Below are 7,815 nucleotides of genomic sequence, written 5' to 3'. Positions count from 1 at the left end.
ACATCTTCGGCGGCTCTGGCAGACTAGACAACATCGTCGCACAACTCGACAACGTCAACCTGTCAGACATGAAAAAGATCGAAAACGATTGGGCCAACCGCCTCAAGGCCGGTGAAGTCTTCGACGTCGACATCGACATCCTCTACGACAAAAACGGACTACGCCCCATCGGCTTCGAAATCACAGAAATCATCGACGGGAAAGCCCAGCCATCCCACCCCATCGTCAACTTTTAGGAATCCTGAGTATGAGTTTCCAAGATGCTTTCGAAGAATACGCGCCCCACTTCATCTGGGACGCCTACGACTACGCCAACAACTCACCCCAAATCGAGATGCTCTGGCTCCACATCGAATCCAACGGCACCAAATCCGCCACTACAGCTACTATCTATCGCATCAACGGCAAACTCTACCTCGCCCATGACCTCGACGAAGCACTAGACGATTTCAAGTACGACGATGAGCAGATGCGATCCTTCTACCGCCAGCAAATCGACTGTTGGTTCGGGCTCTACGACGAGTCCCAACCAGACCAGGTCCCTGACCGCATGATCCTACGGTTCCGGCCCGAAGATCAAGACTTCACCGCAGACTTCTACTACGGCGACCTCCAACCAGGCATCCCAGAAGAAGAGAAATCCGCACCACGCGTCATCATAAAGAAGTGGGTCGAACGGCTCGAAGCCACCGGCAACGACTCCGCCGCCCCCTAACCCACCACACCATGAGCTTCCAAGACGCCTTCGAAAAATACGCACCCCACTTCGTCTGGGACGCCTACGACTACGCCAACAACTCACCACAAATCGAGACCCTCTGGCTCCACATCCAATCCAACGGCACCAGATCCGCTGCCCCGGCCACCATCTATCGCATCAACGGCAAGCCTTACCTCGTACACGACCTACACAAAGTACTCGACGGTTTCGACTACGACGAAGACACCCTCCGAAGCCTCTACCGCCAACAACTCGACTGCTGGTACGGGCTCTACGACGAATCCCAACCAGACCGAATCCCCGACCGCATGATCCTACGCTTCCGGCCCGAAGACCAAGACTTCACCGCAGACTTCCACTACGGCGACCTCCAACCAGGCATCCCAGAAGAAGAACAAGCACCATTTGGCCGCCTCGTCTTCAAATGGATCGAACGGCTCGAAGCCACCGGCAACGACTCCGCCGCCCCTAAGGCCAATCTCCTTCGGCGCCGACGGCTCTTCCCTCAGTCCTCCGTGCCCGGCGCATCCTTCTGCGTCTCGTGCCACACCGCGACGGACCACGCCGGCAGCGCCTGGCCCCCGACGACGATGTCGCCGGTGCCTTCCTGCCAGAAGTTCCACTGCGGCTCGTATTGCAGCGAGGTGTCGATGAGCCGCCGCCACTGCCACCCGTCGCGGGCCTTCGGCACCTGGAAGTCGACGGTGTGGCTGTCCATGTTGACCATCACGTAGAAATCTTCTTCCGGGGCGTTGATGCCGAGTGCGACGGCGCGGGCGGAATCCTCGGGCTTCCCGCCGTCGGGCGAGCGCCAGAGGTAGGTGACGTCGCCGTCGTCCACCTCGAAGTTGCCCCAGTTGCGTTGGCGCAACGCCTGGTGGCGCTTACGCACGCCCAGCAGGAACTGCGCGAACCGGAAGAGGCCGTTGATGTTCTCCTCGGTCTGGAACTCGCCCAGGTTGTCGTGATATCCGACGTCGAACCCATGGCCGAGCGGCACCTGCTGGGGCTTGTTCGTCGGGATCATGGCGTAGTTGTTCCACATCGCCGGTGAGTGCAGCGCCCACGGGTTGTTGTTGCCGTTTTGGGTACGCCCGAACTCGTCGCCGGCCACCACCATCGGCACGCCGCGCGAGAACAGCAGGATGGTCCACAGGTTGCGCAGGCGCTGGCGGCGCAGCGTGTGCGAGCCGCCGGAATCCCACGAGAGGTTGTTGTCGGAGCCGCCATCGGAGGGGCCAAACGGGTAGTCCCAGTGGTTTTGTTTCTCCTGGTAGCTCACGAGGTCGGCCATGTTGAAGCCGTCGTGGGCGGTGATGAAGTTCACCGTCTTCTGCGCGCCACCGTTGTCTTGGAAGTGGTGGTAGTCGCCGTTCACCATCTCGAGGAACTCGCGGTTGTTACCGTCGCCCTTCGTGAAGCGACGGATGGCGTCGCGGTAGCGCCCGTTCCACTCGCCCCAGCCGCGCGGGAAGTTGCCCACCTCGTAGCCCCACAGGTCCCACGCCTCGGCGATCACTTCGATCTGTTCGCGCTCCGCGAAGTCGGCGATCTGGGTGAGCAGCGGATGGTCGGTGAAGAAGCGCTTCTGGGCGCCCCAATCCTCCGGGTCGGCGTCGGCAGGTTTACGGCCAAGCACCGTCGCAAGATCGAAGCGGAACCCGTCGACGTGCATGTCGACCGTCCAGTACTGCAGCGAGTCCAGCACCAAGTCAATGGCGGATTGCGACGAGAAGTTGAGCTGATTCGACGTGCCGGTGGCGCCGTCGACGAGCCGCAGGTCGTTCGTCATGGAGTAGTACTCGCTGCACGCGAAACCGCCCAGCGACGTGAACCCCGTCGTGTTCACATCCCCAGACCAGTTGCCGCCCTCGGCGGTGTGGTTGTACACAACGTCGAGGTACACCTCGATGCCGTGTTCGTGGAAGGCGTCCACCATCTCGCGGAACTCGCGGGTGGGGCCGCCGGGGGTTTGGTCCGACGAGTACCGGCGGTTGGGCGCGAAGAAGCCGAGCGTCATGTACCCCCACGAGTTCGACTTCCCCTCGCGCCGCGATTCGGAGTGGTTCGTCTCGTGGATGGGCAGGAACTCCACCGTCGTGATGCCGAGGCCCTTGAGGTAGGGGGCCATCATGCCCGCGCCCTTGTAGGTGCCGCGGTACTCCTCGGGGATATCGACGATGTCCTCGAAGCCTGGCTGGTCGGCAAGCAGTTCGCGCAGGCGCCCCGTCGATTCGTGGCCGGAGAGCTGCTCCACCTGCACCTCGTAAATCTGGGCGTCCTCCTCCGGCAGGCGCGGCTTGCGGCTGACCGCGGGCGGCTCCGCGACGATGACGCCCTTCGGCGCGTACTTCGCGGTGTCCCATTCCCGACGAGGAGCACCGTGGTAGTCGTCGGCACCCGTGCCGAACATGCCGTCGTCGTAGCCGAGGTCGGCGATCTCGTCGGCGTACACCGAGTGCGTGATCTCGCGGGCGTACGGGTCGAACAGCAGCTTGTTGGGGTTGAAGCGGTTGCCCTTCTCGTCCAGGTCGGCGACGAATCCCTCCGCCGTGCCGGGCGTCCATGCATCCACCGACGGCCAATTCGGGCCCCAGGCGCGGAACCCGTAGAAGGTGCCGAGATCGAGGCCCTGCAGCTTGCCGCGCCATACGCCGTCGCTGCACTTGGCGAGGTCGTAGGTGGCGAGCGGGTCGGCGCCGATCGCGGCGTCGAAGATCGCGAGGAGGATGCGGGTGGCGTCGGGGGCGTGCACCGCGAAGGTGACCCCGTCGGCGTGGGGGTGGGCGCCGAGCGGCCAGGTGGCGTCGGCCCAGGCATCCTGTTCGAGAGGAACAATGTTCATACTGACCATCTTGCCTCAAGTTGTCGCAACCCGCTCGTTGGCGACGCCCGGCGTGGCTGTTGGTAACCAAACGTTCAACATTGCCGTGCGAGGGCGCACGCCTGGCCAATAGCGCGGCGCGGTCTTTCTCAAATACTTGAACGAGGTTGGATGGTGCGCCCCCGACGTGCCTATGATTCGATGCGTGAATCGACGCCTACTTCTCGTGCATGCGCACCCCGACGACGAGTCCAGCCAGTCCTCCGCCACCATCGCGCGCTACTGCGCCGCTGGTGCGCAGGTCACGCTGGTGACCTGTACGTTGGGCGAGCGCGGCGAGATCTTGGTGCCCGAACTCGAACATCTCTCCGAGACCGAGCTGGGCGAGCACCGCATCGCCGAACTCGGGCAGGCGATGGCGCACATGGGGCTCACCGACCAGGTGTTCCTCGGCGGCGCCGGTCGCTACCACGACACCGGCATGGACCGCTCCCCCGACGGCACCGTCATCGTGCCCGACATCTCCCCCAGCAATGCCTTCTGGCATGCGGACTTACTCGAGGCGGCGAACTTCCTCGTCGAGATCATTCGTGACCGCAAGCCCCAGGTGGTCTCCACCTACAACCCGTTCGGTGGCTACGGTCACCCAGACCACATCCAGGCCCACCGCGTGGCGACGTACGCCGTCGCGCTGGCAGGCACCGCAGCGCATCGCCCCGATCTGGGCGAGCCATGGACGGTGTCGCGGATGGTGTGGAGCGTCCACAACACCATGATGTGGAAGAAGGCGTATCCGCTTGCCAAGAAGGAATTCCCCGACCTCTTCGACGGCGTTGAGCGCTACCCGGATTCGTTCGGCCCGCCCGAGCGCGACATCGTCTGCGTGGTGCCCATCGGGGAGTTCTACGACGTCACCCGCAAGGCGCTCGGCTCGCACCCGAGCCAGGTGAATATGGACGACGTGTTCTGGCGCTTCCACGGCATGGTGAATCAGCTGGATGGCGCCGGAGAGGCGTACGTCTACGCGTCCGGCGTGCCTTTCCCACCGTCGGATATTCCGCACGACGACCTGTTCGCCGGGCTGGAGCTGTAGCGGTTCGCTGCCCTGACGCTGCGGGGAGTCGGCCTGCTCAGGGGCCCCTTCGGCGGCTGCCTACACTGGCTGCATGATGCGACTGGTGCGTCCGATCTTCGCGGGGTGCTGCTGCGCGGCGCTCGTCGCGTGCGGTGCGCCCACCGCGACGATGAGCTCTGCCCCGTCGCATCCTCAGGCGTCGCTACCCCACCCATCCAGGGCGTGGAATGAGGACTTCGCCTCCGAGATCGAACTCGACACCATCACCGTCGGTACCCAGTCGGTGCTCGTGCCCGAGGGCGTCCGGGTGCCGGCCGACGCGCGCGTCACCGCGAGCACGGAAGCAATGCTCGTGATGACCGACGACGACCCCGCGGCCGTGAGGAGCGCCGTCGAAGGAAGTGCCGATGAGGCACGCTACGAGCGATATGCCCACTCCGGCAAGGTCACCGTCTGGGTGGGGCGGGGCATGGCCGTTCGCCTCGAGGCCGACGCGGGCGTGCAGGTGCTCGCCTGGGGGCCCGAGGAGATGAAGGACGCGTTCGCCACGCACTAGCGCGGGAGGTGAGTTAAGCGGGGGCTAGCGTCGTCGGGTAACGCGAATAACCAGCCCGATGATGAGCACGACGACGCCTGCGAAGCCGACGAACAGGCCGAGGAGGAGCGCGCCAATCCCACCAAGCAGGGCTTCCAGGCCAAGTGGCGGGGACACTGCGCCGACGCCATGTTCGCACTCGACGGTGTATTCGCCCTTGCCTGCAAATTTGCCGATGGACACGAACGAGCCTTGGCTGTTCGTAAAGTTCAGGGAACCGTTCAACCTCATGTCCACGGGTTCGCCCGATTCATCAAGTACACGGCACGCTACGTTCGATCCTTCTGGTCTCCACACCGTTCGTTCTTCGCCTTCGGCCAGCTGGACCTTGAGGGAGCCATCCACTCGCTGCACTTCGTCGGAGTTGGGGATCGCGAAGCTGAGGCCGCCTACGAACCCCCCGACGCCGAGGATGAGGGCCACTACGATCAGCACGCTGCCAAAGATCATGAAACCCGTGCCTGGTTTCTTGAGCTTGACCGATTCGTGCGGCGGCTGTCCAGGCCACTGGGGGTTGTTCGGATGGTTCATGGGCTCCCTCCTTGCGTGTACCACTGTCGCATGCGAGCGGGTCAGGCATCTCGCGTTGGCGCGACTGAGCGCACGCCAGATGCCGAAAACGGGCCTTACACGGTCAAAATATGCATCTGGCGTGCGTTCAGTCGCGCAAACCCTGTTGGCCTCGTCAGCGAAAGCGCCTCCTTGCACGCAAGAACAGGAACACGCTCCAGAGGATCAGCAGGAACCCTCCGACAATGGAGAAGGCGAACTTGACCAGTCCCGCGATGTCTGGTGGATCGGTGAGTCTGCCCTCGTGTCCATCACACTCGACGGTGTATTCGCCACCAGCGGGCCCAGCTTGGAACGTTCCGACAGTGCGTGCGGTCACACCGTTGTTGGTCATCTTCGAGCGGGGCTGCGCTGAGAGCGTCACGGGTTGCTCGTCCGGTCCGAGCACTCGGCACGCGTCCACCGGCGGGTACTCGTCGTCGTTGTCGGAGGGCGGCCCTTCCACCCACACGGTGCGTTCCTCCCCGCCCGCCAGTACGACGCTCGTCAAGTCTGAGAAGCGCTGCGAATTTACGTCGTCGGAAATGTGACGCACAAGGTTCAACACTCCGAAGATGAGGAGCACCATGCCGATCATGAGCGCCAGGACGCCGAAGATCCGCAGGAGGGAGGCCGGCGCTGTCTTCGATCGGCCCGTGCCCGGCTGCAACATTCGCGGCGCTCCCGGCTGCGGGTCGGAGGCGCCCATCGGCTTCCGGTGATGCTGATTACTCATCCGTGCTCCGTCCTCGGGCAGGGCTCGTCGGAGTCAGGTGGTTCAGGCGACGCGCTGCGTCCACCCAAATGGGTCTTCAGCACGACCGTACTGAATGTCCACCAGCGCCGCACGAATCTCGGCGGTCTTGGCGCCGGGGGTGCCGTCGGCGACGACATGATGCACGTCGCCCGGCGCCTTGAAACCGACGATGGGCGTCACGACGGCGGCCGTCCCACACGCGAAGGCCTCGACAATCTCACCGGAGCGCACACCGTCGAAGAGTTCCTCGACGGTGACCCGTCGCTCCACTGGGGTGAGGCCGTGGCGTGGGGCGAGCTTGAGGATGGAATCGCGGGTGATGCCGGGGAGGATGGAGCCGGTGAGTTCCGGCGTCACGAGGGTGCCATCGGCGGTGATGAACATGAAGTTCATGGTGCCGCACTCCTCGATGTACTTGCGCTCGGCGCCGTCGGTCCACAGCACCTGGCCGCAGCCGTGTTCTTCGGCTTCCATGGCGGCTTCCAACGACGCGGCGTAGTTGCCGCCGCATTTCGCGGCGCCGGTACCACCGGGGGCGGCGCGGGTGTAGTTGGGGGTGAGCCAGAGGGTGACGGGCTCGTCGTAGTACGCGCCGACGGGGGAGGCGAGCACGCAGAAGGTGTAGCCGGAGGCGGGCCGCACGCCCAGGTAAGGCTCGGAGGCCACCATGAACGGGCGGATGTAGAGGGCCTGCTCGCCGGCGGGGTCGGGCACCCAGTCCTGTTCGAGTTCAACGAGCTGGCGGATGCCGTCGACGAAGTCCTGCTCCGGGAAGACGGGCATACCCAAGCGCTTGGCGGAGCGGGCGAACCGGGCGGCGTTCGCGTCGGGGCGGAACAGCCAAACGGAGCCGTCGGCGTGGCGGTAGGCCTTCAGCCCCTCGAAGATCTCCTGGCCGTAGTGGAGGACGGCGGCGGCGGGGTGCATCTGCCAGGTGCCCATGGCTTCGATGCGTTGGTTCGTCCAGCCGCGCTCCGGCACGTACTCCGCGAGCAGCTGGTGGTCGACGAAGAAGTGGCCGAACACTGGGTTGGCAAGAATCTCCGCTCGGCGCTGTTCGCTCGTCGGGGACGTGGTGCGGTGCAGGACGAATTCGCTCATGGCCGCAAGGGTAGTCGGGTAGGCCGCCTCGTGGGCGGCCGGTTCACCAATCGACCCGGCGCGGACCCCGTCGGATGTGGTTCGGGGGTGGCTCCGGTGCCGGCCCCGCCGCCGCCAGGCAGGGGCAACCTGTGCGGCAACTGAGCGGTGTGATGTCTCAGGACATGGGTGACGTTTCTGTGTCAGGACATTG

The 7,815-nt window shown here is 64.4% G+C and carries 8 protein-coding genes; 4 read left to right on the top strand and 4 right to left on the bottom strand.

The window, feature by feature from the left end:
• Positions 1–236 (top strand): DNA/RNA non-specific endonuclease (locus Q0X68_RS12660; RefSeq protein ID WP_297752447.1); only part of this gene is annotated, 236 nt, incomplete at its 5' end.
• Positions 237–247: 11 nt separating this feature from the next.
• Entirely contained in the window at positions 248–715 is a 468-nt protein-coding gene (locus Q0X68_RS12655; RefSeq protein ID WP_297752444.1) for a hypothetical protein, read from the top strand.
• 511 nt (positions 716–1,226) lie between these two features.
• On the opposite strand, the gene Q0X68_RS12650 is transcribed toward Q0X68_RS12655, so the two are convergent.
• Complete coding sequence (locus tag Q0X68_RS12650; protein ID WP_297752441.1) at positions 1,227–3,566, bottom strand: glycogen-debranching protein; 2,340 nt, start codon at positions 3,564–3,566, stop codon at positions 1,227–1,229.
• Between the two features lie 184 nt (positions 3,567–3,750).
• Between Q0X68_RS12650 and mshB the strand changes: the two genes are divergently transcribed.
• Together mshB and Q0X68_RS12640 are read left to right on the top strand one after the other, a co-directional pair.
• Entirely contained in the window at positions 3,751–4,638 is an 888-nt protein-coding gene (gene mshB / locus Q0X68_RS12645) for an N-acetyl-1-D-myo-inositol-2-amino-2-deoxy-alpha-D-glucopyranoside deacetylase (protein ID WP_297752438.1), read from the top strand.
• 73 nt (positions 4,639–4,711) lie between these two features.
• Entirely contained in the window at positions 4,712–5,176 is a 465-nt protein-coding gene (locus Q0X68_RS12640) for a hypothetical protein (RefSeq protein ID WP_297752435.1), read from the top strand.
• A gap of 24 nt (positions 5,177–5,200) precedes the next feature.
• On the opposite strand, the gene Q0X68_RS12635 is transcribed toward Q0X68_RS12640, so the two are convergent.
• From Q0X68_RS12635 to Q0X68_RS12625, 3 genes are all read right to left on the bottom strand, one after another.
• A complete protein-coding gene (locus tag Q0X68_RS12635; RefSeq protein ID WP_297752433.1) occupies positions 5,201–5,746 on the bottom strand; it encodes a hypothetical protein in 546 nt (181 codons plus the stop codon).
• Between the two features lie 154 nt (positions 5,747–5,900).
• Positions 5,901–6,500: a hypothetical protein gene (locus tag Q0X68_RS12630; protein WP_297752430.1), complete on the bottom strand. Its 600-nt coding sequence runs from the start codon at positions 6,498–6,500 to the stop codon at positions 5,901–5,903.
• A 42-nt stretch (positions 6,501–6,542) separates the two neighbouring features.
• A complete protein-coding gene (locus Q0X68_RS12625) occupies positions 6,543–7,622 on the bottom strand; it encodes a branched-chain amino acid aminotransferase (RefSeq protein WP_297752427.1) in 1,080 nt (359 codons plus the stop codon).
• Positions 7,623–7,815: the final 193 nt, after the last annotated feature.

The organism is uncultured Tessaracoccus sp. (genome assembly GCF_947286155.1).
In the GTDB taxonomy this organism is placed as follows: domain Bacteria; phylum Actinomycetota; class Actinomycetes; order Propionibacteriales; family Propionibacteriaceae; genus Arachnia.
The sequence above is the reverse complement of the archived record's forward strand: the minus strand, read 5'-3'. Positions and strand labels throughout refer to the sequence as shown.

Bases quoted from the DNA above. Each gene is read 5' to 3' on its own strand.
- Q0X68_RS12625 (WP_297752427.1), bottom strand. From the start codon at position 7,622: ATGAGCGAATTCGTCCTGCACCGCACCACGTCCCCGACGAGCGAACAG.
- Q0X68_RS12650 (WP_297752441.1), bottom strand. From the start codon at position 3,566: ATGAACATTGTTCCTCTCGAACAGGATGCCTGGGCCGACGCCACCTGG.
- Q0X68_RS12640 (WP_297752435.1), top strand. From the start codon at position 4,712: ATGATGCGACTGGTGCGTCCGATCTTCGCGGGGTGCTGCTGCGCGGCG.
- Q0X68_RS12630 (WP_297752430.1), bottom strand. From the start codon at position 6,500: ATGAGTAATCAGCATCACCGGAAGCCGATGGGCGCCTCCGACCCGCAG.
- Q0X68_RS12635 (WP_297752433.1), bottom strand. From the start codon at position 5,746: ATGAACCATCCGAACAACCCCCAGTGGCCTGGACAGCCGCCGCACGAA.
- Q0X68_RS12655 (WP_297752444.1), top strand. From the start codon at position 248: ATGAGTTTCCAAGATGCTTTCGAAGAATACGCGCCCCACTTCATCTGG.